Annotated in this window: 26 protein-coding genes and 1 tRNA gene; 16 read left to right on the top strand and 11 right to left on the bottom strand. The window is 56.8% G+C overall.

Features of this window, described 5'->3' with window-relative positions; translation table 11 throughout:
- Positions 1-67: 67 nt before the first annotated feature.
- The 4 genes from QUE75_RS10085 to QUE75_RS10070 all read left to right on the top strand — a co-directional run bounded on the left by QUE75_RS10085 (position 68) and on the right by QUE75_RS10070 (position 3,822).
- Positions 68-937, top strand: a complete 870-nt coding sequence (locus QUE75_RS10085) for a putative selenate ABC transporter substrate-binding protein (RefSeq protein ID WP_106695758.1) — start codon at positions 68-70, stop codon at positions 935-937.
- Positions 937-1,587, top strand: a complete 651-nt coding sequence (locus QUE75_RS10080) for an ATP-binding cassette domain-containing protein (protein WP_061332906.1) — start codon at positions 937-939, stop codon at positions 1,585-1,587. Before QUE75_RS10085 ends, QUE75_RS10080 begins: the two co-directional genes overlap by 1 nt.
- A gap of 19 nt (positions 1,588-1,606) precedes the next feature.
- Positions 1,607-3,073 (top strand): PhnE/PtxC family ABC transporter permease, encoded by a 1,467-nt coding sequence (locus QUE75_RS10075; protein ID WP_138436199.1) that lies wholly within the window; start codon positions 1,607-1,609, stop codon positions 3,071-3,073.
- A 215-nt stretch (positions 3,074-3,288) separates the two neighbouring features.
- A complete protein-coding gene (locus QUE75_RS10070; protein WP_286249725.1) occupies positions 3,289-3,822 on the top strand; it encodes a hypothetical protein in 534 nt (177 codons plus the stop codon).
- Here the strand turns inward: QUE75_RS10070 and QUE75_RS10065 are convergent.
- The gene (locus QUE75_RS10065) at positions 3,815-4,111 is read right to left on the bottom strand and encodes a hypothetical protein (protein ID WP_286249724.1); all 297 of its coding nucleotides are present in this window, start codon (positions 4,109-4,111) and stop codon (positions 3,815-3,817) included. The genes QUE75_RS10070 and QUE75_RS10065 overlap by 8 nt on opposite strands.
- A 40-nt stretch (positions 4,112-4,151) precedes the next feature.
- Complete coding sequence (locus tag QUE75_RS10060; RefSeq protein ID WP_244178315.1) at positions 4,152-4,586, bottom strand: hypothetical protein; 435 nt, start codon at positions 4,584-4,586, stop codon at positions 4,152-4,154.
- 148 nt (positions 4,587-4,734) lie between these two features.
- Between QUE75_RS10060 and QUE75_RS10055 the strand changes: the two genes are divergently transcribed.
- From QUE75_RS10055 to QUE75_RS10045, 3 genes are read left to right on the top strand one after another with little or no spacing between them, the layout of a single operon-like run.
- Positions 4,735-5,655, top strand: a complete 921-nt coding sequence (locus QUE75_RS10055) for an ABC transporter ATP-binding protein (protein ID WP_061332901.1) — start codon at positions 4,735-4,737, stop codon at positions 5,653-5,655.
- A gap of 24 nt (positions 5,656-5,679) precedes the next feature.
- A complete protein-coding gene (locus tag QUE75_RS10050; RefSeq protein ID WP_058089804.1) occupies positions 5,680-6,441 on the top strand; it encodes an ABC transporter permease in 762 nt (253 codons plus the stop codon).
- Entirely contained in the window at positions 6,438-6,932 is a 495-nt protein-coding gene (locus tag QUE75_RS10045; protein ID WP_286249715.1) for a DUF192 domain-containing protein, read from the top strand. Before QUE75_RS10050 ends, QUE75_RS10045 begins: the two co-directional genes overlap by 4 nt.
- A gap of 11 nt (positions 6,933-6,943) precedes the next feature.
- Here the strand turns inward: QUE75_RS10045 and QUE75_RS10040 are convergent, their stop codons facing one another.
- Entirely contained in the window at positions 6,944-7,735 is a 792-nt protein-coding gene (locus tag QUE75_RS10040) for an enoyl-CoA hydratase (RefSeq protein ID WP_286249713.1), read from the bottom strand.
- 137 nt (positions 7,736-7,872) lie between these two features.
- Here QUE75_RS10040 and QUE75_RS10035 point away from each other — a divergent pair, with 137 nt between their 5' ends.
- Both QUE75_RS10035 and QUE75_RS10030 read left to right on the top strand, forming a co-directional pair.
- A complete protein-coding gene (locus QUE75_RS10035; protein ID WP_072677310.1) occupies positions 7,873-8,073 on the top strand; it encodes a hypothetical protein in 201 nt (66 codons plus the stop codon).
- Positions 8,074-8,313: 240 nt separating this feature from the next.
- Positions 8,314-9,042 carry a THxN family PEP-CTERM protein gene (locus QUE75_RS10030; RefSeq protein WP_138436194.1) on the top strand — a complete coding sequence of 243 codons (729 nt, stop codon included), beginning with the start codon at positions 8,314-8,316 and terminating at the stop codon, positions 9,040-9,042.
- An 88-nt stretch (positions 9,043-9,130) separates the two neighbouring features.
- On the opposite strand, the gene QUE75_RS10025 is transcribed toward QUE75_RS10030, so the two are convergent.
- Both QUE75_RS10025 and QUE75_RS10020 read right to left on the bottom strand, forming a co-directional pair.
- Positions 9,131-9,217 (bottom strand) — tRNA-Leu (locus QUE75_RS10025).
- 107 nt (positions 9,218-9,324) lie between these two features.
- Positions 9,325-9,948: a class I SAM-dependent methyltransferase gene (locus QUE75_RS10020; protein ID WP_286249704.1), complete on the bottom strand. Its 624-nt coding sequence runs from the start codon at positions 9,946-9,948 to the stop codon at positions 9,325-9,327.
- Between the two features lie 184 nt (positions 9,949-10,132).
- Here QUE75_RS10020 and QUE75_RS10015 point away from each other — a divergent pair, with 184 nt between their 5' ends.
- Genes QUE75_RS10015 through cydC form a run of 4 tightly spaced genes read left to right on the top strand, consistent with a single transcriptional unit; the run spans position 10,133 to position 15,874 of the window.
- Positions 10,133-11,575 carry a cytochrome ubiquinol oxidase subunit I gene (locus tag QUE75_RS10015; protein WP_286249702.1) on the top strand — a complete coding sequence of 481 codons (1,443 nt, stop codon included), beginning with the start codon at positions 10,133-10,135 and terminating at the stop codon, positions 11,573-11,575.
- Between the two features lie 2 nt (positions 11,576-11,577).
- Positions 11,578-12,579: a cytochrome d ubiquinol oxidase subunit II gene (gene cydB, locus QUE75_RS10010; RefSeq protein WP_286249701.1), complete on the top strand. Its 1,002-nt coding sequence runs from the start codon at positions 11,578-11,580 to the stop codon at positions 12,577-12,579.
- Entirely contained in the window at positions 12,580-14,253 is a 1,674-nt protein-coding gene (cydD, locus tag QUE75_RS10005) for a thiol reductant ABC exporter subunit CydD (protein ID WP_286249699.1), read from the top strand.
- Positions 14,228-15,874 (top strand): thiol reductant ABC exporter subunit CydC, encoded by a 1,647-nt coding sequence (gene cydC, locus QUE75_RS10000; protein WP_286249696.1) that lies wholly within the window; start codon positions 14,228-14,230, stop codon positions 15,872-15,874. Before cydD ends, cydC begins: the two co-directional genes overlap by 26 nt.
- A gap of 3 nt (positions 15,875-15,877) precedes the next feature.
- Here cydC and QUE75_RS09995 read toward each other — a convergent pair whose 3' ends face one another.
- Entirely contained in the window at positions 15,878-17,119 is a 1,242-nt protein-coding gene (locus tag QUE75_RS09995; RefSeq protein ID WP_286249694.1) for a saccharopine dehydrogenase family protein, read from the bottom strand.
- A 43-nt stretch (positions 17,120-17,162) separates the two neighbouring features.
- Positions 17,163-17,576, bottom strand: coding sequence for a hypothetical protein (locus tag QUE75_RS09990; RefSeq protein WP_061332890.1), 414 nt, complete (start codon positions 17,574-17,576; stop codon positions 17,163-17,165).
- A gap of 158 nt (positions 17,577-17,734) precedes the next feature.
- On the opposite strand from QUE75_RS09990, the gene QUE75_RS09985 reads away from it, so the two are divergent.
- Together QUE75_RS09985 and QUE75_RS09980 are read left to right on the top strand one after the other, a co-directional pair.
- On the top strand, positions 17,735-18,064 hold the full coding sequence (locus QUE75_RS09985) for a hypothetical protein (protein ID WP_058089793.1): 330 nt from the start codon (positions 17,735-17,737) through the stop codon (positions 18,062-18,064).
- A gap of 11 nt (positions 18,065-18,075) precedes the next feature.
- Positions 18,076-18,531 carry a hypothetical protein gene (locus QUE75_RS09980; RefSeq protein WP_106695744.1) on the top strand — a complete coding sequence of 152 codons (456 nt, stop codon included), beginning with the start codon at positions 18,076-18,078 and terminating at the stop codon, positions 18,529-18,531.
- A gap of 30 nt (positions 18,532-18,561) precedes the next feature.
- On the opposite strand, the gene QUE75_RS09975 is transcribed toward QUE75_RS09980, so the two are convergent.
- Both QUE75_RS09975 and QUE75_RS09970 read right to left on the bottom strand, forming a co-directional pair.
- Positions 18,562-19,503 carry an electron transfer flavoprotein subunit alpha/FixB family protein gene (locus QUE75_RS09975; protein WP_061332888.1) on the bottom strand — a complete coding sequence of 314 codons (942 nt, stop codon included), beginning with the start codon at positions 19,501-19,503 and terminating at the stop codon, positions 18,562-18,564.
- Positions 19,504-20,253, bottom strand: coding sequence for an electron transfer flavoprotein subunit beta/FixA family protein (locus QUE75_RS09970; protein ID WP_061332887.1), 750 nt, complete (start codon positions 20,251-20,253; stop codon positions 19,504-19,506).
- Between the two features lie 427 nt (positions 20,254-20,680).
- Between QUE75_RS09970 and QUE75_RS09965 the strand changes: the two genes are divergently transcribed.
- On the top strand, positions 20,681-22,333 hold the full coding sequence (locus QUE75_RS09965) for an electron transfer flavoprotein-ubiquinone oxidoreductase (protein ID WP_286249686.1): 1,653 nt from the start codon (positions 20,681-20,683) through the stop codon (positions 22,331-22,333).
- A 117-nt stretch (positions 22,334-22,450) separates the two neighbouring features.
- Here QUE75_RS09965 and QUE75_RS09960 read toward each other — a convergent pair whose 3' ends face one another.
- Together QUE75_RS09960 and QUE75_RS09955 are read right to left on the bottom strand one after the other, a co-directional pair.
- Positions 22,451-22,912, bottom strand: coding sequence for an FKBP-type peptidyl-prolyl cis-trans isomerase (locus tag QUE75_RS09960; protein ID WP_058089788.1), 462 nt, complete (start codon positions 22,910-22,912; stop codon positions 22,451-22,453).
- A gap of 201 nt (positions 22,913-23,113) precedes the next feature.
- Positions 23,114-23,680 carry a DUF1285 domain-containing protein gene (locus QUE75_RS09955; RefSeq protein WP_286249679.1) on the bottom strand — a complete coding sequence of 189 codons (567 nt, stop codon included), beginning with the start codon at positions 23,678-23,680 and terminating at the stop codon, positions 23,114-23,116.
- Positions 23,681-23,695 lie beyond the last annotated feature (15 nt).

Genomic DNA, 23,695 nt, shown 5'->3' with positions numbered 1-23,695 from the left:
AATCACGTTATCCTCTGCAGGTCGCAATCCACAGCAACATCATCACCCTCTTTTAGAAGGAAAGATTATGATCACCAAGCAAATACGGAAATGGCTTGTTTCCGGTTTCCTGATCCTGCTTGCCTCCAGCACTGTGTCTGCACAAACGTTTGTCTTTACCGCGATTCCCGATGAAGACGAAACCAAACTCGTAGAGCGCTTCCGCGGCATTGCAGATTACCTGTCGGAGCAACTTGAGGTAGATGTACGCTATATTCCGGTTAAGTCCTACGCCGCCGCCATTTCTGCATTCCGCAATAACCAGGTACAACTGGCCTGGTTTGGCGGGTTGTCGGGTGTTCAGGCCCGTGCATTGGTTCCCGGCTCAGAAGCACTCGCCCAAGGCGTTGAAGACCAGGCGTTTTACAACTACTTCATCGCCCACAAGAGCACCGGTCTTGAGCGCGGTGACGAATTGCCCGAGGGCGTTCGCGGCAAAACGTTCACGTTTGGCTCCAAGGGTTCGACTTCCGGCCGCCTGATTCCCGAGTACCACATCCGCCAGCGTTTCGGCGAAGCGCCGGAATCAGTGTTCAGCCGCGTCGGTTACAGCGGCAACCACACCCGAACATTGAGGTTGGTCGAGTCCGGCACCTATGAAGTCGGCGCACTCAACTACAAGGTTTGGGAAAAGGAACTGGAAGACGGCAATATCAATACAGACGACGTCCGGATTATCTGGAAGACCCCGGGCTTCCCCAACTACCAGTGGACCATCCGTGGCGACGTTGACGCCCGTTTCGGTGAAGGATTCACGGACAGGGTTCGCCAGGCCCTGCTTGATCTGGACGACCCCGCTCTGCTGGAGAGCTTCCCCCGTGAAGGCTTTATTCCCGCCTCCAACGATGATTATGAGCCCATTCGCAGCGTTGCCAAAGACATTGGAATCATCGATTGATGTCAGGCTTTTCATTTGATCAGCTAAAGGCAAGTTTTGGAGACAAGCGGGTGATAGGCCCGCTGTCTCTGAAGGTAAACGATGGTGAGCATGTGGCCCTGGTGGGCAAGAGCGGTGCCGGTAAGTCCACGCTGATCAAACTGCTGTATGAACGTTTGACCCGCGACGCCTCGCTGGTCCCCCAGGGGCTTGGGCTGGTCAACGCCCTACCGGTGTTTCACAACGTGTTTATGGGCCAGCTGGACCAACACCCGCTGTGGTACAACACCCTTACCCTGCTCCGGCCGTTCCGCAAGGACCGCGCCGTCATCAGCGACCTGCTGAATCAACTGGGCATTGCTGAAAAGCAATGGTCACCCACGGCCTCGCTGTCGGGTGGCCAGCGGCAGCGGGTTGCCATTGCCAGGGCCCTGTACAGGCATGCCCCGATATTGCTGGCCGACGAACCGATCTCTGCCCTGGACGGCCCTATGGCGCATCTGGTTATGAACGCGTTGACAGAGCGCTTCCATACCAGCGTGATTGCACTCCACGATGTGGATATGGCCCTTGCCTACTGTAACCGGATCGTGGGTATTCAGGATGGACAGGTGGCACTGGACCAACCGGCCAGCAAACTGAACGCGTCTGATATCATGACGCTTTACTGACAGGCAGCGCCGGCACCCCATGTTCTCTTACCCCACCGTTCGCGCCAGCTTTCTGTTTCTTGCCATTGCCGTGGCAGGCCTGCTGGTGGCCGACATTGCCATTACCACCGCCAACCCCTGGCGGGATCTGGGGCAATTCTTTCTGGGAGTGGTTACCCCCAATTTTTTCAGTACCGAAGGCCTGCTAACCGCTCTGCTGCGCACGGTTGCCTTTGGTTTTGTGGGCGTCACCCTTGGCAGTTTCTTCGGCTTCCTGCTGGCGCTTTTGTATCGTTTCATGCCGGTACGAATTTTCTGCGCGTTCATCCGCGCAATCCATGAACTGTTCTGGGCGCTGATCTTCCTTCAGTTCTTTGGTTTTCACCCGCTGACCGGTGTGTTGGCGATTGCCATCCCCTACGCCGGCATCTTTGCCAAGGTGTATTCAGAAATCCTGGATGAGTCTGACCCGGAACCGGCGCAACTTCTGCCTAAAGGCACCCACGCCATTGCCGCGTTCCTGTACGCCCGGATACCGGACTGCTGGGTTCAGCTGCGCACCTACACCGCCTACCGCCTTGAATGCGGTTTGCGGTCTTCCGCTATCCTCGGGTTTGTCGGGCTGCCTACTCTTGGCTTCTATCTGGAGACATCGTTCTCCCAGGGCATGTATTCCGATGCCGGGGCAATGCTTATTCTGTTCTACGTTCTGATCGCCACCATGCCGCTCTGGGTACGGCCCAAGGTACTGCCTGTCTACATCCTGGCTGCACCGTTCTTTCTGGGAGAGGGCTTTCCGATTGTCTGGGGTAACGTTGAGCGTTTCTTTACCGAAGACATCGTGCCGGCGCCGTTACGCAATGGTGAAGGCCTGGCGGCTTTCTCCAGCTGGCTTGGCGATGTGATGGTCAGCGAGGCCCTGCCTGGTATATGGAACACGGTAGTGCTCACCCAGATAGCGTTGGTGGCCACGGGGATATTGTCGCTACTGGCATTCCCGCTGATCTCGAAACACTTTGGCGGGCCAGTGCGCCGCACCTCCGGCCACGTGTTTCTGGTGATTGCCCGTTCCACCCCGGAATACATCCTGGCTTACATTCTGCTGCAGCTGTGGGGCCCATCCATGTTGCCGGCTGTGGTGGCCCTCGCGCTGCATAACGGCGGCATCATCGGGCACCTGATTGGCCGCCAGACCAATACCATCCACCTGCGCCCGGACGCCCCACAGGGTTTCGCCCGCTACAGCTGGGAACTGGTGCCCCGGGTTTATCGATCGTTCCTGGCGTTTCTGTTCTACCGGTGGGAAATCATCATGCGGGAAACCGCGATTCTGGGCATTCTGGGTATCTACACCCTGGGCTTCTATGTGGATTCCGCCATCCAGAACATTCAGTTTGACCGCGCCATGATCCTGATACTGATCACGGCCTTGCTGAACATTGGCGTCGATATCCTCGGCCGTTACATACGTCGCAAACTGGCACTGCAAACCATGCCCACCTGCTAAAGCGCTGGGATACCGTTCACAATTTCAGAGTTAGCCACCAGCTTTTGCCCGTTCTGCTGGCCAGTTGGCTCGCCATTCGGTTACACGCTGTTACAATTCGCAGCATCAGCAGTTAACCGAATGTTTGAAAGGCAGGCACACCCATGATGGTCAATGGACTGGTCGTTATAACCCAAGTTGGGCTCGTGATGTTGATGGCTTTGCTGGGATTGCGAATGTTTTCGCTCATTCGGCAGGAATCCCTGGTTCAGGGTGGCGTTATCGGAAATGGTGGCGGTATTGAGGGTGCACCGTTTACTCAATCGCCCGCCCCGGAACACCCTTCCCGGCCGAAGTCGGAATCCCCATCAGTTGAGTCTTCCGACAAAACGGAACTGTTTACCAAGTTGCATATCCTGGCCGCATTGCAGGAGCGTGACTGCCGGGTCAAAGGACTTGCGCTAACAGATGCTCCAGAGGTGGTGCGCGCCTACACGGCTGCCTGGCTGTACGGTGCCGCCTGCGCCCTTAGCCCACGAGCCAATCGCCATAACGACGCCCTGGCAGGGCTGGTTGCCAGAATCGTGCATCGGAAAACCGGGATCCGCCAGCCGGCGGCCATCCAGGCCATCGCCACCCTTACCTCGAGCAGCGAACTACTGGCCTGTTATCGTGCAGGGTTGGAAGGCGCGGAATTCTGGGCAGAGCATCAGTTCGTACCACCGGCATTCAGCCTCTATGAGGTGGTAACCGGCAACGCCTTTATTTGACCGTTGCCAATTCCCATTCAGTACCGAGGGTAACGACCTGCCGGCCGGCATCATCTTCTTCGGGAGTGCCGCTGACACTGGGCTTGGTGAAGGTGCCGTCGTCTGTGTAGGTCATCGACTGCACGTCTACTGAGCGCACAAGCCAGGTTTTACCGTTAGCGGTTACCCGGGCGCGATGAGACAGGCCAAAAACAAACCGGCAGTAGTCCAGTTTGAGCTGCAACAGGTCCTGCTCGGCTTTCGTAATCTTGCGCAACAGAACCTTCTGAACACTTTCCCCGTAATCCATCACTTTTCCCTGGAAACAACTGTAATTTTGCAGGATTTAACTATTTTTGCGCTTTGAACACCAGTGTCCAGGGCACATTTTCCAATCTTTCCTGACCATCCTGAAGATCGATTCGCCAGATCATATCGGCGCCGGTCGTGCAGAACGGTGCGGTAAACCTCGCCTGGTACTCGAGCGGAGCTTCCCGAACCAGCGGCACCGGATACTCCCCCATGTACATCGATTGGCCTTTAAGGACAGCCAGAAAACGGTCAGGCGCCTTCGGAACGGAAACCTGAAGAACGTATTCCATACCCTGGGCGCCCTCTTCTACCTCCTGCAACCTCACTCGCCATTCGCCATCCTGGGTGGTCCAGCTACAGGCACCTGCCAGAAGATCGCACTCGGGATGGTCAGCGGTATCACCCGTGGTATCGAGCAGGCGCGAACCAAACAGCGTAAGAACAATTGCTCCCACCACTAAACCTACGATCACGATGGCTCGTACCATTCTCCGCCCCCAGCTGTTCCAAAGTGGGCATTATGGGGATAAATCCCGACATAGCAAAGGTTTCTAAACTGCTGCCAGCATGAGAAAATGTCGGGCTTTCTGGTCTGAGTCACTCAAAAAACAGGACACGCCCGTGCAACCGGACATTTCCGTAAAGCACCTGAACAAGATCTACGGCGACGGTTTTCAAGCCCTGAAAGACGTCAATCTGGAAATCTACCCCGGTGAGATTTTTGCCTTGCTTGGCCCCAATGGTGCCGGCAAAACCACCCTGATCTCCATCATCTGCGGCATCGTCAATAAAGGCGATGGCGAAGTAAAAGCCGCCGGCCACGATATCGTGAAAGACTACCGCAAAGCCCGGGAGGCCATCGGCCTGGTTCCCCAGGAACTGAATACCGATTCCTTCGAGACGGTCTGGCATGCGGTGTCGTTCAGCCGTGGGCTGTTTGGCAAACCACCCAAGCCGGCCCACATCGAAAAGGTATTGAAAGACCTTTCACTCTGGGACAAACGCAACAACCGCATCATGTCTCTCTCCGGCGGCATGAAACGACGGGTGATGATTGCCAAGGCGCTGTCTCACGAGCCTCGTATTTTGTTCCTGGACGAGCCCACAGCCGGAGTGGATGTGGAACTGCGCCGTGACATGTGGGAAATGGTGCGCAAACTTCGTGAGACCGGCACCACCATCATTCTCACCACCCATTACATCGAAGAAGCCGAAGAAATGGCGGACCGCATCGGGGTGATACGCCAGGGTGAAATCATCCTGGTGGAAGACAAAGATCGCCTGATGTCCAAGCTCGGAAAGAAAGAGCTGCGCCTGCACCTCCAGAACAAGCTCGAAAAGATTCCCGGCGAGCTTACCCTGGAACCGGTGGAACTGTCAGACGACGGCTACCAGTTGATCTATACCTTCGACGCCCAGCAACAGCAGGCCGGCGTTGCCCGCCTGCTCCGTACCCTTGGGGATCTGGGTATTGAATACCGGGATCTGCAAACCCGGGAAAGCTCGCTGGAAGAAATATTTGTTGGCCTGGTGCACGAATAGCCGCCGGTACGAATGGAGAGCGTAATGAATCTGTACGGTGTAAAAGCAATCTACAAGTTCGAGATGGCGCGCATGAAACGCACCGTCATGCAGAGTGTGCTGTCGCCAGTGATCTCCACCTGCCTGTATTTTGTGGTGTTCGGCTCGGCCATAGGCTCTCGCATGGGCGAGATCGGCGGTATCGACTACGGCGCCTACATCATCCCCGGGCTGGTGATGCTGTCGCTGCTGATGCAAAGCATTTCAAACGCCTCCTTCGGTATCTACATGCCCAAGTTCTCCGGCACCATCTACGAGGTGCTGTCTGCGCCGGTCTCCTATTTCGAGATTGTGCTTGGCTACGTGGGCGCCGCCGCCACCAAGGCTGTCATCCTCGGCCTGATCATCCTGGCCACCGCCCGGCTGTTCGTGGATTACTCGGTTCTGCACCCATTCTGGATGCTCTCGTTCCTGGTACTGACGTCCATCACCTTCAGCCTGTTCGGTTTTATCATTGGCATCTGGGCAGACGGTTTTGAGAAGCTGCAGATTGTACCCATGATGATCGTCACGCCTCTGGTGTTCCTGGGTGGCACCTTCTACTCCATCGACATGCTGCCCGACATCTGGCAAACCATCAGCCTGTTCAACCCGGTGGTGTACCTGATCAGCGGTTTCCGTTGGGCCTTCTATGGCGTGGCGGATGTTCATGTGGCCATTAGCGTGGGTATGACCCTGGTCTTCCTGGCTTTGTGTATGGTCGCCGTGTGGTGGATCTTCAAAACCGGTTACAGGTTGCGTACATGAGGCCGTTCAGCGCTGCCGTTGTCGCCACGCTGATAACGGCGGGTTTTGCCCCGGCCGCACTGGCCGATACGCTGGAACCGCTGCCCACTGTGGAAGCCTGCTTTGCGACCACCGATCACAAGCATGCCGTAGTGCTTGAGGTGGCCAGTAAAAACAAGCAGCGGCAACGGGGATTGATGGAACGAACCACACTGGCAGAAGACGCCGGCATGCTGTTTACCTACCAGACCGAACGCTCACCCAATCACGGATTCTGGATGTACCAGACTCTGATCCCCCTGGACATCGCCTATCTGGATAAGCAAGGCGTTATCGTCAGTATCCATACAATGACTCCCTGCCCCTCATCCGAAGGCCGGAACTGCCCAACCTATCCCTCAGGGGAGCGGTTCTGGAACGCTGTGGAAATGAATGCGGGCTTCTTCGAGGCGCGGGGCATCACTGCGGGCGATCAGCTTGTATGGCCGGCAGAACAGGCCTGCCAGCCATAAAAACAACAGTCTTACTGGTGCTTCCAATTGGGGTCACGCTTCTCAAGAAAAGCCGAGATCCCCTCCTGAGCATCATCCGTGCAGGCATTAGCCGCCATCACCTTTGCGGTGTATTCGTAGGCGTCTGATAACGGCATTTCCAGCTGGCGATAGAACGCCGCCTTGCCGATTTTCAGGGTATGCCCGGACTTGCTGGCAATCGTTGCCGCCATTCGATACACCGTCTCATCCAGAACGTCTGCCGCGACCACCCGGTTAACCAACCCTATGGACTCCGCCCTGGGCGCATCAATCAGTTCCCCGGTCAGCAGCATTTCCATGGCGTGCTTGCGGGAGACATTTCGAGACAACGCCACCATTGGCGTGGAACAGAATAAGCCAATATTCACGCCAGGGGTGGCAAACCGGGCCCCCTGCTCCGCCACGGCCAGGTCACAGCTGGCAACCAGCTGGCAACCAGCCGCCGTGGCTACCCCCGCCACCCTGGCGATCACTGGCTGCGGCAGGTTTACGATCTGCTGCATTACCTTGCTACATTGCTGAAACAGTGCCAGCTGGAATTCATGGCTGTCGAACTGCGAACGCATCTCCCGCAGATCATGCCCCGCGCAGAATACGTGCCCCTCGGCAGCCAGCACCACCACACGGGTTTCGGAATCCTGTTCTATGGCTGTAAAAACATCTGACAATGCCTCCAGCATGGCCATCGACAGACTGTTTCGCCGCTCCGGATGACTCAGCGTTACGGTGGTGATGCCATTCTCCGTGCGCTGTCGCACCAGATTACCGGTTGCTTGTGTCATAGCCTGCTCCTCCCTCAAAACACGTCCGGGCAGTATCACCAAACCCTGCGCCTCTGTCGAACCGACCTTTGGACAATGGTTGTAATTAGCACCAGAGCCCTCAGGGTAATAGGAGGCGAATGCAAACAGGAGAATCTATGTCTCGCAATGTACTGATCAAAATAGCACTTCTGGTCCTGATCCTGGGTGGCGCCCTCATGGTATTGATAAAAGATGACCCCAGGGTGCCCACTGGCGATATCAATCAGATACGCCCGGTAATGCCAGTCCAGGAGTCGCAGTACGAGGAACCGGTGCCAGAGGCGCAAGGGGAGCAAGATCAGGAACAGAATCAATAACCCCTAACGATGACTTCCCGCCGGCCGGCTGGTTGCCTTTGGTTCCACCAAGGGTGTGTCCAGATTATTTACATGGACACCCCGGCTCCCACGTTATCAGTGGCATCACTTCCTCTTAGCTTTTGTTAATTTGAGCAATTTCACCTTCAGGCACTCCAATTGCTGATGTATCCGTGTATGCCTCGGAAGCGCTATTCCGATCGCGACACAACAACGACATGCTCACAGGGAGTGCCTCTCATGATTAAACAACTACTGGTTGCCGGCGCAACCGCAGCAATGTTGTCCGTAGGAACAGCGAGCGCTGCCGTTATTAACCTGACCAGCGTTACCGGATTGTGGACTGCAACCACGCCGGTCTTTCCGGATGTAACTGGTCAGAACACCAACGAAATTCGTTGGGGAAATCCTGCGACCTCCAGCGGGCAGAGTGGCTACCGTTTCGACAGCGCCGCTACTCCAGCGTTGGTGAACGAAAACGTTGCCTTTAACCTGGGCACCTTCACTCACTTCAACTATCCGATCTATGAACCCTCATTGACGTTCGCGCAGTTAACAGTGCAATCAACACTGGAAATTGATGGCGTCGAAGAAACGGTTATGTCGGTCTTCGAGTTCCAGCACTGGGAAACCCCTAACGCAGACAACCCATGCGCAAATGGTGGTGCGAATAACACCGGCATTAACAGCAATGGCTGTGCTGACAGAGTGACCTTTTCCCTGAACGTAGGGGCCTCAGACAGCTTCCTGATCGGCGGCGTAAACTACTTCGTTGACATCGCCGGCTTCTTTTACGACGGTGGGCTGGCTGATGAATTCTGGACCAAGGAAAACAAATCCAATACCGCCATGTTGAAAGGCTTGATCACCTCTCGTCCGGTATCGGTACCAGAGCCTTCTACCCTGGCCCTGCTTGGCCTGGGCCTGCTGGGACTGGGCGTTCGCCGCAAGATGCGCCAAGCTGCCTGATTTCAGAGCACAGTGACGCAGTGAAAGCCGCTTCTTGACTCAAGGGGCGGTTTTTTTATGTCCGGATTTACGCAAAGGGAAATAATAGTGGTGCCCGGAGCCGGAATCGAACCGGCACGGCCTTGCGGCCGAGAGATTTTAAGTCTCTTGTGTCTACCAATTTCACCATCCGGGCATCGGAGGGGAGATTCTTGAAGGGCGGAATTGTATAAGGCCCGATGGCGTAACGCAATTCCGTTCCACTCCCGCAGCCCTCATCGCTCACTTTCCCGCCAACTTGAATCAAACCGGCTTGGTGGCGCGCCCTTTGTAGATAAAACCGGCTATTTTCGGCGCGTTTGGCATGTACAGGTTTTCCAGTTCCTGGATTTCAAAGCCGGCCTGGCGAATCAGGTCTGCAATCTGGCGGTTGAGGTGGCAGCCACCGGCGAACATTTTCCAGCCCGGCGTGATGCGATGTTGCCATTTTCGGGTGGTGTCGTGGGGTGCCTCGCCGTGTTCCAGAAACAGCAGGTCGCCGCCGGGCTTGAGTACTCGCTTCATCTGTAGCAACGCCGCGTGCCAGTCCGGGATGGTGCAGAGCGTGAAGGTCAGCAAAACCGTATCCACGGAGTTGTCGTCCAGCGGTATCTTCTCTCCGGGCAGGTCAAGCCACTCCACGGCAATCGGTGAGCGGTTCAGGTTTGGTAGAGCCTTGCGCCTCATGCCTTCTGAGGGCTCCAGGCCATAGACCATTTCAACCTGATTCTGGTCATAAAACTCCAGATTGATGCCAGAGCCCATGCCAACTTCCAGCACTCGGCCCCTGGCCCTGGGCACCACCTGGCTGCGCAGCTTCATGACCTGGCCCATTGAACAGGCTTTGTCTATGATATGCGGGAGAATTCTATCCTCGTAAAAGCTCATCAGGCTCACCATAATTGTTATTGATCAAGGGGTGCGACAAACTGCCCTATCCCATTCTGCTATGATTCTTGTAGCATCGTAATGAACTGCCGGTAATAACAACATAACAAAATCAACTAAGGCAGCGGCTGAACGGGTTCGCTGGCCCGTTTGTTATGATTATGCTTGAGTTACCGGAGGTACTATGGAACTCGACCCGCTCATCCTATCGCGAATCCAGTTCGCGTTTGTCGTGTCATTTCACGCCATTTTCCCGGTGTTTACCATCGGGCTTGCTTCCTATATCGCCGTTCTTGAAGGCCTGGGCTTCAAAACGCGCAACCCGGTCTGGATCAAACTGTCGACGTTCTGGACCAAGGTATTCGCGGTTGTGTTCGGTATGGGGGTGGTGTCCGGTATCGTAATGTCGTTCCAGTTCGGTACTAACTGGAGCAACTTCTCTCAAGCGTCGGCCAACTTCCTTGGCCCGATTCTGAGCTATGAGGTGATCACGGCGTTTTTCCTGGAAGCTGCGTTCCTGGGTGTGTTGCTGTTCGGGCGGGATAAAGTACCCCCGGGTGTTCACCTGTTCGCTGCGATCATGGTGGCCACCGGTACCTTTATTTCATCGTTCTGGATTCTGGCAGCTAACAGCTGGATGCAAACCCCGGCCGGTGTGGAGCTGCGGGATGGCATCTTTTATGTGGTCTCCTGGAGCGAGGCCATCTTCAACCCGTCGTTTTACTACCGGTTCATGCACATGGCCCTGGCCTCATTCCTCACTGGCGGCTTTGTGGTAGCGGGCGTGAGCGCCTGGTATATCCTGCGCGGGCGCGAGGTCGAAGCCAACCGCAAGGCCTTGTCCATGTGCCTCTGGCTGCTGCTGTTCATTGCACCGGCGCAATTGGTTGTAGGCGATTTCCACGGCCTGAACACATTGGAGCATCAGCCCGTGAAGGTGGCCGCGATGGAAGGCAACTGGGAAACCTCGCGTAACGTGCCGCTGTTGCTGTTCGCTATTCCGGACCAGGCAAACCAGACCAACCACTTCGAGATCGGCATTCCGAGCCTGGCCAGCCTGATCCTTACCCACGAATGGGACGGAGAGGTGCCGGGGCTGAACGAAGTGGCTGTGGAAGAGCAGCCGCCAGTAGCCATTGTGTTCTGGTCGTTCCGGGTTATGGTTGGCCTTGGCATGCTGATGATTGTATTTGCCGTTGCCGGCCTGTTCCTGCGGGCGAAGGGCCGCTATTACCAGTCTCGCTGGTTCCTCCAGGGATTGCGGTTCATGAGCATTACGCCGTTCTTTGCGGTACTGGCAGGCTGGTTCGTTACTGAGGTGGGTCGCGCGCCTTGGCTGGTCTACGGCATGATGACTCACGCAGAGTCTGTCACACCCTCGCTGACCGGAGCCATGGCTCTGTTCACCCTGATTGGCTATATCGTGGTCTACTCTCTGGTGTTCTCAGCCGGCGTGTACTACCTGATGAGGGTTCTTTTCGTAGGCCTGGAAGACAAACACGACGAGGATGAGCACGAGGCCGAGCGCCCTGCCCGACCACTGTCGGCCACCCATGTTCCGTTCGAAATTGAATCTGGCAGGGGTGATGTCAGTCACGCCAAACCCGCTAACGAGGGAGGTCACTGACTATGGAACTGTTTGATCTGGCCCTCATCTGGGCATTTATTATCGGCTTTGGCGTGATCATGTATGTGTTGATGGACGGTTTCGATCTGGGCGTGGGCATCCTGTTCCCCTTTGCCCCGTCAGAGACTGATCGCGACACCATGATGAATACCGTGGCTCCGGTATGGGATGGCAACGAAACCTGGCTGGTGCTTGGTGGCGCCGGCCTGCTGGCTGCCTTCCCCATGGTCTACTCAATCATTCTTCCCGCGCTGTATATCGGGGTGTTCCTGTTGCTGGCCGGGTTGATTTTCCGGGGTGTGGCCTTCGAGTTCCGCTTCAAGGCCCGTACCTCCCGATATCTCTGGAACTGGTCGTTTGCCGGTGGTTCTACCATTGCCGCATTCGCGCAGGGTGCTGTTGTTGGCGCCTACATTCAGGGCTTCAACACCGTGGATGGCGTGTATGTGGGTGGCGCGCTGGATTGGTTGACACCGTTTACGGTGCTGACAGGCCTGGGCATGCTGGCTGGCTACTCACTGCTCGGCTCTACCTGGCTGATTATGAAAACCGAAGGCCGGTTGCAGGAATGGGCATACCGCATCACCACGCCGCTGTTGATCGCTGTGCTGGTGATCTTCGCCATCATCAGCGTATGGACCCCGTTCGTGGATGACATGGTCCGTGAGCGCTGGTTTGATCACATCACAGTCATCTGGGTTCTGCCGGCATTGACTCTGCTGTGTGCGTTCCAGATCTGGCGCTCGGTTCGCAATCGCTTCGAGGGCATGCCCTTTGTGGCGACCATGGGACTGTTCATCACCACTTACCTGGGCCTGATTGTCAGCCGCTGGCCCTATGTGGTTCCCCCGGAGTACACCCTGTGGGATGCCGCCTCTGCCTATGAATCGCAGCTGTTCCTGCTGCTGGGGCTGCTCTTCGTTATCCCCATCGTGCTGGCTTACACCGCCTGGACCTACTGGGTGTTCCGCGGCAAAGTCCGTGCAGGTGAGGGGTACCACTGAGTGGCGGAACCGGCCCAGGCTGAGATTCGCCAATGGCTTGCCGGGCTCGCCCGGAAAAACCAGCGGTGGATTCGCGCCACGGTCGTGGCCGGGGCGCTGGTCGGGCTGGCAACCATCGTTCAGATGGCTCTGCTGGCCTGGCTGGTGCATCAAATCGTCATTGAGGGCCAGACTGCGTCTACCCTCACACCCTGGTTCGTGGCCCTGGTGGCTGCGCTGCTGGTTCGCACGCTGGGCCAGGGTTTCCAGACACAGTTTGCCGCGCGCTGCAGCGAACAGGTGCGGCGCGATGCCCGACGACAGATTCACCGCCACTGGCGGGATGCTGGCCCGGTAGCGCTCGCCGACAGCTCCGCCGGCACCCTGGCCCGGGAATGGCTGGACCATGTGGAAGCATTACATGGTTACTTCGCCCGCTTCCTGCCGCAAATGTCGTTGTCGGTGATTGTGCCATTGGCCATTCTAGTTCTGGTGTTCTGGCTGGACTGGCTGGCGGGCATTTTTCTCCTGCTTTCCGCGCCGCTGATCCCGATCTTCATGGCGCTGGTGGGAATGGGTGCCGAGAAGGTCAACCAGCAGCATTTCGAGACCATCAGTCGATTATCTGGCCAGTTTCTGGACAAGGTCCGCGGCCTCACAACCCTGCAATTGTTTCGTCAGACGGAGGATGCTTCCCGCACCCTGCATCGGCGGTCTGACCAATACCGTAAGATCACCATGAAAACCCTCAAGGTGGCCTTTCTGTCTTCCGCTGTACTGGAGTTTTTTGCCTCCGTCGCCATCGCAGTGATCGCCATCTACATTGGTTTTGGATTGCTGGGCTACATCACTTATGGGCCCAGCGCGGACCTCACACTCTTCTCCGGTTTGTTGATTCTGTTGCTGGCGCCGGAGTTCTTCCAGCCGCTGCGAACGCTGTCGCAACACTACCACGACCGGGCCGCCGCTCTTGGCGCCGGCGCTGAAATCCTTGCTCGACTGGCAACCCCCGTTGGCGGGGAGCCTGCATCCGATACGCCCGCATCGTTGCCGGATCATGGTCTTAGCCTGGACAACGTCACCCTCAGCTACCAGGGCGGCAAGCCGGTATTCGCCAACCTTGAACTGACCATTGAACGCGGAAAAGCGGTTGCGCTGACCGGGGCCTCCGGAGGTGGCAAATCCTCTTTGTTGCACTTGATGGCAGGGTTTATCCAGCCGGATAGCGGTTCCATCAGCGTGTTCGGCCAGCCACCCGGCCAGTGCCCGTTTGGCTGGCTTGGCCAGCGCGGGTTCTGGATACAGGGCTCCTGGGCAGACAACCTCCGCCTGACCAGTCCGGAGGCATCCGACATTGCCATTGAGAACGCGCTGCGCCTGGTGGGCCTGGGCAGTGTGCTTGAAAGCCGGGACCAGGGTATTCACAGTTTGATCGGGGAAGATGGCCAGGGGTTGTCCGGCGGGCAGGCTCGCAGGCTGAGCCTGGCACGTATTTTCCTGGCGGATTATGACCTGATCCTGCTGGATGAACCCACCGCCGGGCTGGACGCGACCAGCGAGATTCTGGTTCTGGAAGCGCTTCACAAACTGGCGGAAGCGGGCAAGACGCTGGTTTTCTCAACGCATCACCAAGCCCTGCTGGCCCTCGCGGACCAGGTGCTGATTGTCAATGACGGCGAGGTTCGCCATGCATGAGCTCAAGCCCTGGCTGGACCTGATTCTTCAGCGGCGCGGCCGCCTGGTGGTTGGTGCCCTGTTGTTGCTGGCTACCCTGCTCTCCGGTATCGGGTTATTGGCCTTGTCGGGCTGGTTCCTGACCGAGACCGCACTGGTGGGCCTGCTGCTGGCCGCTGGCACACAAGCCTACATCAACCTGTACGTTCCGGGCGGCGGCATCCGTTTTTTCGCGGTGTCCCGCACGGTCTCCCGCTATCTTGAGCGGGTGTACAACCACAACACGGTACTGCAGTTGCTAACCGATATTCGTGTTGCCCTGTTTAACCGAATGGCCGAAGCCGGACACCGTGACCGGGGCCAGAAATCTGGCGCCCAATGTCTATCCAGGCTTACCGCAGACGTGGATGCTCTGGATACCCTGTACCTTCGGGTGATCGCGCCCACGGCCCTGGCCGGGGTCGTCAGCGTGTTGCTGGTGCTCTCAGCATGGCTGCTGTTCTCGGGCTCATTGGCGCTGATACTGCTAATACTGTTGGCGGTGGCTATCTTGCTTTCGAGTTGGCGAGTGTTCGCCGGTACACAACACTTATCGGGCCAGCTAAGTGACCAGCAGGAGAAACTCCGTGGCGATGTTATTGAGCACCTGGAAGGATTTGCCGAACTCACTGCAGCCGGGCGCACGGGCAAACACTCCGGCCGGTTGATGAGGCAAGCGCTGTCGATGTCCAGAACCCAGGCGCGGGTGGATAGCCGTGCCGGATGGCATCAGGCAGCCACGCAGTTAATCGTGAATCTGGCGGTTGTGGTGACACTGTGGGTTGGTATTACCCTGTTTAACCAGGGATCGGTAACCGGCCCCGTGCTGGTTCTGCTGCCCATCGCCCTGATGGGACTGCTGGAAGTCTATGCCATGCTGCCCGATGCCTTTGCCAAACTCGGCGCCACCCTGTCTGCAGCCCGGCGCCTGAACCAGGAGGTGCAGCCCGCTCCGGGAACCGATTATTCTTCAGCGTTTGACAGGCAGCCGGCAGAAGCCACCGCCAATGCACTGGAAGCACGGGATCTCTCGGTTGGCCACCCAGGGCTGCCACCGGTTCTGACCCATTTCAGCCTCAAGGTTGGCCCAAGAGAACGACTCGGCATTGTTGGCGCCTCCGGCTCCGGTAAATCTACACTGGCGGATACCTTCGCCGGCGTGATTCCGCCCCGGCAAGGGAAGCTCGCCTCCCTGCCCTGCGCCTATCTCACACAAGCGACGGTGGTGTTCGAAGACACGGTTAAAGCCAATCTGTTATTGGGCAACCCCAATGCTACCGATGGGGATCTATGGCGTATTCTGGAACTGGTAGAGCTGGCAGACAGGTTTGCCCGTGAAGCCGAAGGTTTATCCACCTGGCTGGGGAGTGCCGGTAACCGGCTGTCTGGTGGTGAGGCAAGGCGTCTGGTGCTGGCGAGGGTGTTGCTGAGCACGGCACCCCTGGTGATTCTGGATGAACCTTTTACTGGAGTGGATACAGACACCAGGGGGCGGATAGCGCCCCAGATCAATCGATGGCTGGAAGATCGAGCGGTTATCTGCCTGGGGCATGGACCGGAGGCGCTATTGCCCTCCTCCGGCCATACCCTGCATCTGAATTGACCCTCAGCGGGTTTCTAACACGTCGAAAGTCAGGCCAGCTTTGCTGGTCAGGCGCTCCAGCAGTTTGCCATCCAGCATGGAAGCCGGCGTCCAGAAACCGCCCTGGTCATCGTCTGACAAATCAAACGCCAGGCACAGGCCTGCCTCGCCCAGCATTTTGGCCGTGGAACCGTAACCCGGATCCCGATCGCCGGTGACTTTGGTGATGATGGTCTTGCCGTCTGTGGTACGCCCCACAAAACGCAGGTCATAGAAGCCGTTTTCCTGGTCTTCCGGGCTTGGGCCCTCACCGGGCTTGGGCACCAACTTCTCAACCACCCAACGGGTTGGCTTGATGGCGGAAGCGGTAAAGAAAGCGCCAAGTGCGGCGGTGATGCCGTAAGCGGTCAGGCGGCCTTTGGCGCCCTTTCCGGTCATCATCGCTTCGTCGTAGGTGAACTCCTGACCGTAACGGGCCTTCTGAAGCGCGTTTGAACGGTGCACCACGCGGGTGTTGATGGCACCCATCACGAACGGCGCCAGCCACACGTCAAAGTCTTTGTCGTACTCTGCGGTTTTCAGGCTGGGCTGACGCACCTTCGAACGGTGGCCCTCCGGGCAGATCGAGAAGGGATTGGCCAGCTCCTTGCGCAGTTTCGGATCGGCGCCAGCTTCTTTGGCCACGTTAATCATGGATGCCACGGTGCCACCGGACAAGCCGCCCTTGGCGACCTTCACCCGCATGCGCACATCCTGGCAGGTTTTGCCGAAGGCTTTCTCAGCCTGCTGCTGCAGGAACCAGACGCCCATATCAGACGGGATTGAGTCGAAACCGCAGCAATGGACAATGCGAGCACCGGTTTTCCTGGCCGGGGCTTCATAGCCCTCGACCATCCGGCGAATCCACTGCACCTCACCGGTCAGGTCGCAATAATCGGTGCCAGTGTCCACGCAGGCCTTGACCAGCGGTTCACCATACAATGCGTATGGGCCAACGGTGGAGATCACCACGCGGGTCTGTCGGCACATGCCCGCCAGTGCGGCATCGTCGGCCGCGTCTGCCACCAGAACCGGCAAGTCCGCAGCCTGAGCACCCAGTTCGGCTTTGAGGGTATTCAGCTTGCCCTCTGAACGGCCAGCGATCGCCCACTTCACCTTGCCGGCCGCGCCATAGTTCTCTACCAGGTATCGGGTCAGAATCTGGCCCACAAAGCTGGTGGCACCAAATACCACCAGATCATAGTCTGCCTGCTTGGAATTCGTCATTACATGTCCTTTTTGGTTTGCGTGTACGAATATCTCTGATCGGTCAGGGTTGGCGAGACGCTTTTGCTGCCATCAGCACCATAAATACGGCCACTCCCAGCCCCCAGAAGCCGTTAAGAATGAGACCACCTACCCAAGTCTGAGCTGATACTGCCAAACCCTTCATCGGAAAGACAACCAGCATCGCTACGGCGGTTGGGCCGACGGCACCCAGTATCACATGGCCAAGCCAGTACAACGCTCCTTTCAGGCGGCCGGCGATGGCCCATATCGCGACACCCCATAACCCGCCGAAAAATGCCAGAGAGATCACCGATGGTACCCCCAATGGCGGCACGGGAGTAAGGTTAAATGGCGCTGCGGGTACGGCACCTGCCAGGTAAAACACGGCAAATAGCCCCTGATGGAAAATCAGTGTTGCGAGAAAGCCCGCAACAAACGCCTTTATCCAGACCATATTGGATTCCTTTCGAGTTTCATTGAATTGATGGTAACAGGTTTAAAACCGGCACGACTTTCCCGGATACACCATGACAGGCGTCCGGCCGGCCAATCGTTTGTCATACAGCTTGTTGCACACTGTGGCGCATAATGACACAAGTGTGGAGGCATCCCTTGATCATCTTTCTGACCATCACAAGCCTGATATTGCTGGCCATCAGCGGTTTACTGCTTTGGCAACTGCTTGAACAGCGCAAAATGATCAACAACATGCTCGAAAACGAGGATATCAGTGATATCCATCGCGAACCGGAACTGGTGCTTACGTTGCGGGTGCTGGATCCGATTGCCCTGGCAAAGCGCGAATCCCGAACCGGCCGGGCGCTGGCAGACAAACTGCCGGTTATGACCCGGAAAATGGTCTATCAGGAAGTCATGAAAGAACTGGAAAGCGAACTGTTTGAGCGGGATATCGACGTCGAAATGCACATTGAGTATCGCTGAGGAGCACGGCTATGGTCTCTCAGGTTCTGGTCATCATTTGCCTCGCCGGCACTGCAACGCTTCTTTTTTCGGGGTTCCGTCTGTCGAACCAAACCCGAAAACGGTTACTGATTATCAATGCCCATCGAATTGCGGCCCGTAGCGCCATCCAGAAGAGCAGGATGGACCTGGCGGAAGTGCGCAACCGGGCCCGACTTCTCGAAGATACCGTCTCAGGCGGCGCTTCTGCGGTTGAGAAGGTGCATAAGGCGATAGCCAACACCACCTTCGGTCTGATCGACATGTTCTCCAAGGATGAGGAGTTCAAAGACAGCACCCGTAAGGCCCGGCAAACTCATCACCAGAAAAGTGAGCAGGTTTATCAGGCGGTGAGAACCACCAATCGTGCCCTGCACATCCTGGCAGACACGCTGATTATCAGCAAAGCGGAAAAACGCATTGCTTCAAAACCAAAAAAGGCGCCCTGAGGCGCCTTTTTTGATCGAACTAACAGAAAGTTACAGGACTTTCTTCAGCTCTTCTTCCAACTGCGGTACGGCTTCAAACAGATCCGCAACCAGGCCGTAATCAGCAACCTGGAAGATCGGTGCTTCTTCATCCTTGTTGATCGCAACGATCACCTTGGAATCAGACATACCGGCCAGGTGCTGGATGGCACCGGAGATGCCGACCGCGATGTACAGCTGCGGCGCAACGATCTTGCCGGTCTGGCCAACCTGCATGTCATTAGGTACGAAACCTGCGTCAACCGCGGCGCGGGATGCACCAACGGCAGCGCCCATCAGGTCAGCAACCTGCTCCAGCATCTTGAAGTTGTCGCCGTTCTGCATGCCGCGGCCACCGGAGATAACGATACCGGCAGAAGCCAGATCCGGACGATCAGACTGGGCTTTCTCTTCACCAACGAAGGAAGACAGGCCGGCGTCTTTTACAACGTCCAGCTGCTCAACGGAAGCGGAACCACCTTCGGCAGCTACCGGGTCGAAACCGGTCGGGCGTACCGTGATAACCTTGATGGCGTCGCTCGCCTTAACAGTGGCGATAGCGTTACCCGCGTAGATCGGACGAACAAACGTGTCCTCAGATTCAACGCGCACGATGTCAGACACCTGGGCAACGTCCAGCAGCGCTGCAACGCGCGGCATGAAGTCTTTACCGGTAGTACCGGCAGCCGCCAGGATGTGGCTGTAGCCTTTACCTACTTCAGCAACCAGCTCGCCCAGGTTTTCGGCCAGGAAATGACCGTAGGCAGCATTGTCGGCAACCAGTACCTTGTTCACGCCTTCTGCCTTGGCAGCGGCTTCAGCGACGGCGCCTACGTTCTCACCGGCAACCAGCACGTCGATGTCACCACCGATGGCCTTGGCAGCCGCTACAACATTCAGGGTAGCCTGCTTGAGGCTGCTGTTGTCGTGTTCAGCAATTACCAGGATGCTCATTTAGATCACCTTCGCTTCGTTCTTCAGTTTGTCCACCAGCTCAGCTACGTCAGCCACCTTGATACCAGCCTGGCGTGCAGCCGGGGCTTCGACCTTCAGGGTGGACAGGCGCGGGGCGATTTCAACACCCAGATCGGCGGGGCTCACGGCGTCCAGCGGCTTCTTCTTGGCCTTCATGATGTTCGGCAGAGAAGCGTAACGCGGCTCGTTCAGGCGCAGGTCAGTGGTAACAACCGCAGGCAGGTTCAGAGCAACAGTCATCAGACCGCCGTCTACTTCACGGGTTACGTTAACCTTTTCACCATCAACAACCACTTCGGAAGCGAAAGTGCCCTGGCCCATGCCAGTCAGAGCAGCCAGCATCTGGCCAGTCTGGTTGTTGTCGGAATCGATAGACTGTTTGCCAAGAATAACCAGCTTCGGCTCTTCTTTCTCAACGACAGCCTTCAGCAGCTTGGCCGCTTCGAGGGACTGAACTTCTTCGTCAGTCTCGATGTGGATACCACGGTCAGCACCCAGAGCCAGAGCAGTACGAATTTGCTCCTGAGCAGCTTTCGGTCCAATGGATACAACAACGATTTCACTGGCAACACCCTTCTCTTTCAGACGAACCGCTTCTTCAACAGCGATTTCGCAGAACGGGTTCATTGCCATCTTGACGTTGGCGAGGTCAACACCGGTGTTGTCCGGCTTGACGCGCACCTTCACGTTGTAGTCGATAACTCGTTTTACAGCGACCAGAACCTTCATAGATTCCTCGTTCTTCTACGATGGGTTTAATGACTCGCAATCCTTAACGGGGAGCCTGCTGGATAGTGCGCAGTAATACTGCAGGCTACTGTCTACAGGGTCAATAGCCCCATTCGACGCATCAGGACTGCCTTCACAGCCAATAGACCGGGTTGACCCGGCCTGGCAATGAGACGATACTAAAAATCGACTCAAAACACACGACATTTCGGTGTATACGTACAATGCCAAAGGTAAACGCAAATTTCAAACAAACGTTTGTTTGATTCCTGAAATGCGTTATCCTTTCGGGACAAAGGGCCCGTGTTTAGGGCTCGGGGCTGTCGTCTATAGGCATTTTTACCGGTATGATGTCGCCCCTGAATGAATTGAGTTAGGCCTGCGGGCAAACAACACCCACTAAAAAAAGCTGTTTGAGGAGACCAACGTGGAACGCGAATCGATGGAATTTGATGTTCTGATCGTCGGCGGCGGCCCTGCTGGCCTGTCTGCAGCCTGCCGCGTGATGCAACTGGCGCAGGAAGCTGGCGAAGAACTGACTGTTTGTGTGGTTGAGAAAGGTTCCGAAATCGGCGCGCACATCCTCGCCGGTACGGTATTTGAGCCCACAGCCCTGAACGAACTGTTTCCGGACTGGAAAGAAAAAGGCGCGCCGCTGAACACGCCGGTTACCCGGGATGACATTTTCCTGCTCAAGAACCAGGAAAAAGCCACCACGATTCCTAACGCCTTTGTGCCCAAGAACATGCACAACCACGGCAACTACATCATCAGCCTTGGTAACCTGTGCCGTTGGCTGGCTGAACAGGCTGAACAGCTGGGCGTAGAGGTTTACCCGGGGTTTGCCGCCTCTGAGACCATTATTGAAGATGGCCAGGTTAAAGGCATCATCACCGGCGACATGGGCGTGGCCCGTGACGGTTCCGAGAAAGACGGCTACATGCCGGGCATGGAACTGCGCGCCAAGTACACCCTGTTTACCGAAGGCTGTCGTGGTCACCTGGGCAAGCGCCTGATCAACGATTTCAAGCTGGACGAAGGCAAAGATCCACAGCACTACGGTATCGGTATCAAGGAGTTGTGGGACATTGACCCGGCCAAACACGAGCCCGGCCTGGTGGTTCATACCACTGGCTGGCCGCTGAACGAGTCCGGCTCCACCGGTGGGTCCTTCCTGTATCACCTGGAAAACGGCCAGGTTTATGTCGGCCTGATCACCGATCTGTCTTACAGCAACCCGCATCTGAGCCCGTTCGAGGAATTCCAGCGCCTCAAGCACCATCCGGAAATCAAGAAGTATCTGGAAGGCGGCAAGCGCGTTGCCTACGGCGCCCGCGCCATTTCCAAGGGTGGCTACAACGCCCTGCCGAAGATGAGCTTCCCCGGTGGTCTGTTGCTGGGTTGTGACGCCGGCACCCTGAACAGCTCCAAGATCAAAGGCTCCCATACCGCCATGAAGTCTGGCCTGCTGGGCGCAGAAGCCGTGTTTGAGGCCCTGAAGGAAGGTAAGGCTGGCGAAGAGATCACCAGCTTCCAGAAGCGCTTTGAAGACAGCTGGCTGTACAAAGAACTTTACGCCGAGCGCAACTTTGGCCCGGCCATGCACAAGTTCGGCAACATCGTAGGCGGCGCCATTGCCTTCTTTGAGCAGAACATTCTGCGTGGTAGTCTGCCGATCACCTTCCGCGATACCACTCCGGACTACGCCACCCTGAAGCCGGCATCTGAGTGCAAGAAGATCAGCTATCCGAAGCCGGATAACAAATTGACCTTCGATCGCCTGTCCTCGGTGTTCATTTCCAACACCAACCATGAGGAAGACCAGCCGGTTCACCTGAAACTGACTGATCCGGACATTCCGCTGAAGGAAAATCTGCCCAAGTACGACGAGCCAGCACAGCGTTACTGCCCGGCCGGCGTATACGAAGTGGTCGAGAAAGACGACGGCAGTGGCAAGAAGTTCCAGATCAACGCCCAGAACTGTGTTCACTGCAAGACCTGTGACATCAAGGATCCTGCCCAGAACATTACCTGGGTAACGCCGGAAGGCGGCGGTGGCCCGAACTATCCGAATATGTAATCGGGTGCACTAGCCAGAAAAGCTGGAGCTCGTCTCCGGCTTTTTTGTGTCCGCGCCAAAACTCCAAAAAAAACGGCTCCCGCAGGAGCCGTTCTTTGATCAACCTTTCGGAAGAGATCAGTGCACGTGGCCGTGCTCCTGCTCTTCGTCAGTTGCTTCGCGAGCTTCTACCACTTCTACGTCGAAGTGCAGAGTCTGGCCCGCCAGCGGGTGGTTGGCATCAATAGTGACGGTTTCGTCGCTGACTTCCACAACACGAACGATCTGGGGACCGCCCGGAGTCTGAGCCTGGAACTGCATGCCCGGCTCGATGGTGTCTACGCCTTCAAAGGCAGAGCGCGGAACCGGCTGAATCAGCTCTTCGTTGACTTCGCCATAGCCTTCGGCGGGAGCAACGGATACTTTCACCTGATCGCCTGCGTTCTTTTCGTTCAGCGCACTTTCCAGTCCACCGATAATGTTTTGTGCACCTTCCAGGTAAGACAGCGGCTCACGGCCTTCTACACGGGAGGAATCGAGTTGCTCTCCCTGGTCGTTAGTGAGCGTGTAATGGATGGTGACAACACGAGGTTGGGCCATGTGATCTCCTTGCGTGTCGCAATGACTGTGTATTTAGATTGTAGGCAATCGAAAGTGTTCGTGAACAGCCATACTGCACAGAGGGACTAACGACCACCGGGCCTCGTTAGAGAGCCAGGCTCGGTAACAAGTATGAAAACACAGTTTAACAAGTGACAGACTGCGTTTTCTACCCTATTTATAGAGGCGAACTTCCGCTTTTCAACCGCCCTGCCCGATTTTCCAGAATTTTCCGTGACTAAGCACGCCATACTGGGTTTCCCCATTTTCGTGCTGCTCTTCCACCAGATCAGCCAGCTCGTAGAATGCCGCCGTCACCAATCGGGCCTCAATACCGTGGCGGACGTAAACCACTGGGCGCGGCTCGTCGCTGTTCGGGTACTGGCTCACCGCCAGGGGATGCTCTGGCCCTATTTCAAGAATTTCACCCACGTTGGTGGTTAGTGAAAGCACTTGCCCGGCGCCCTCTCCTTTGCGCTCCAGGGAGTGTGCCAACAAGGGGGTGTCTTCCACCTGGATGCGCCATTTCTCAACAGGTGTGACCAGGTAATGGTGCCCGTCGTCTTCCCGGCGCAAAATGGTTGAGAACAGTTTAACCGTGGCTTCCCGCGCGATTGGCGCTCCCTGGTAAAGCCACTGGCCGTCGCGGGTGATCACCAGGTCCATGTCGCCGGACAACTCCGGATGCCACTGGTGCAATGGCGGAAGGCCCTTTGCGCTACTATGTTGCTGTACCGATCGTTCGATATCATCAGGCTTCATGTTCATTGGCGGAAACTCCCA

Source organism: Marinobacter shengliensis, assembly GCF_030297115.1.
Classification (GTDB): Bacteria; Pseudomonadota; Gammaproteobacteria; order Pseudomonadales; family Oleiphilaceae; genus Marinobacter; species Marinobacter shengliensis.
This window is presented reverse-complemented; position numbering and strand designations above follow the sequence as displayed.

Bases quoted from the DNA above. Each gene is read 5' to 3' on its own strand.
- QUE75_RS10085 (WP_106695758.1), top strand. From the start codon at position 68: ATGATCACCAAGCAAATACGGAAATGGCTTGTTTCCGGTTTCCTGATC.
- QUE75_RS10080 (WP_061332906.1), top strand. From the start codon at position 937: ATGTCAGGCTTTTCATTTGATCAGCTAAAGGCAAGTTTTGGAGACAAG.
- QUE75_RS10075 (WP_138436199.1), top strand. From the start codon at position 1,607: ATGTTCTCTTACCCCACCGTTCGCGCCAGCTTTCTGTTTCTTGCCATT.
- QUE75_RS10070 (WP_286249725.1), top strand. From the start codon at position 3,289: ATGTTTTCGCTCATTCGGCAGGAATCCCTGGTTCAGGGTGGCGTTATC.
- QUE75_RS10065 (WP_286249724.1), bottom strand. From the start codon at position 4,111: ATGGATTACGGGGAAAGTGTTCAGAAGGTTCTGTTGCGCAAGATTACG.
- QUE75_RS10050 (WP_058089804.1), top strand. From the start codon at position 5,680: ATGAATCTGTACGGTGTAAAAGCAATCTACAAGTTCGAGATGGCGCGC.
- QUE75_RS10045 (WP_286249715.1), top strand. From the start codon at position 6,438: ATGAGGCCGTTCAGCGCTGCCGTTGTCGCCACGCTGATAACGGCGGGT.
- QUE75_RS10040 (WP_286249713.1), bottom strand. From the start codon at position 7,735: ATGACACAAGCAACCGGTAATCTGGTGCGACAGCGCACGGAGAATGGC.
- QUE75_RS10035 (WP_072677310.1), top strand. From the start codon at position 7,873: ATGTCTCGCAATGTACTGATCAAAATAGCACTTCTGGTCCTGATCCTG.
- QUE75_RS10030 (WP_138436194.1), top strand. From the start codon at position 8,314: ATGATTAAACAACTACTGGTTGCCGGCGCAACCGCAGCAATGTTGTCC.
- QUE75_RS10020 (WP_286249704.1), bottom strand. From the start codon at position 9,948: ATGAGCTTTTACGAGGATAGAATTCTCCCGCATATCATAGACAAAGCC.
- QUE75_RS10015 (WP_286249702.1), top strand. From the start codon at position 10,133: ATGGAACTCGACCCGCTCATCCTATCGCGAATCCAGTTCGCGTTTGTC.
- cydB (WP_286249701.1), top strand. From the start codon at position 11,578: ATGGAACTGTTTGATCTGGCCCTCATCTGGGCATTTATTATCGGCTTT.
- cydC (WP_286249696.1), top strand. From the start codon at position 14,228: ATGACGGCGAGGTTCGCCATGCATGAGCTCAAGCCCTGGCTGGACCTG.
- QUE75_RS09995 (WP_286249694.1), bottom strand. From the start codon at position 17,119: ATGACGAATTCCAAGCAGGCAGACTATGATCTGGTGGTATTTGGTGCC.
- QUE75_RS09990 (WP_061332890.1), bottom strand. From the start codon at position 17,576: ATGGTCTGGATAAAGGCGTTTGTTGCGGGCTTTCTCGCAACACTGATT.
- QUE75_RS09980 (WP_106695744.1), top strand. From the start codon at position 18,076: ATGGTCTCTCAGGTTCTGGTCATCATTTGCCTCGCCGGCACTGCAACG.
- QUE75_RS09975 (WP_061332888.1), bottom strand. From the start codon at position 19,503: ATGAGCATCCTGGTAATTGCTGAACACGACAACAGCAGCCTCAAGCAG.
- QUE75_RS09970 (WP_061332887.1), bottom strand. From the start codon at position 20,253: ATGAAGGTTCTGGTCGCTGTAAAACGAGTTATCGACTACAACGTGAAG.
- QUE75_RS09960 (WP_058089788.1), bottom strand. From the start codon at position 22,912: ATGGCCCAACCTCGTGTTGTCACCATCCATTACACGCTCACTAACGAC.
- QUE75_RS09955 (WP_286249679.1), bottom strand. From the start codon at position 23,680: ATGAACATGAAGCCTGATGATATCGAACGATCGGTACAGCAACATAGT.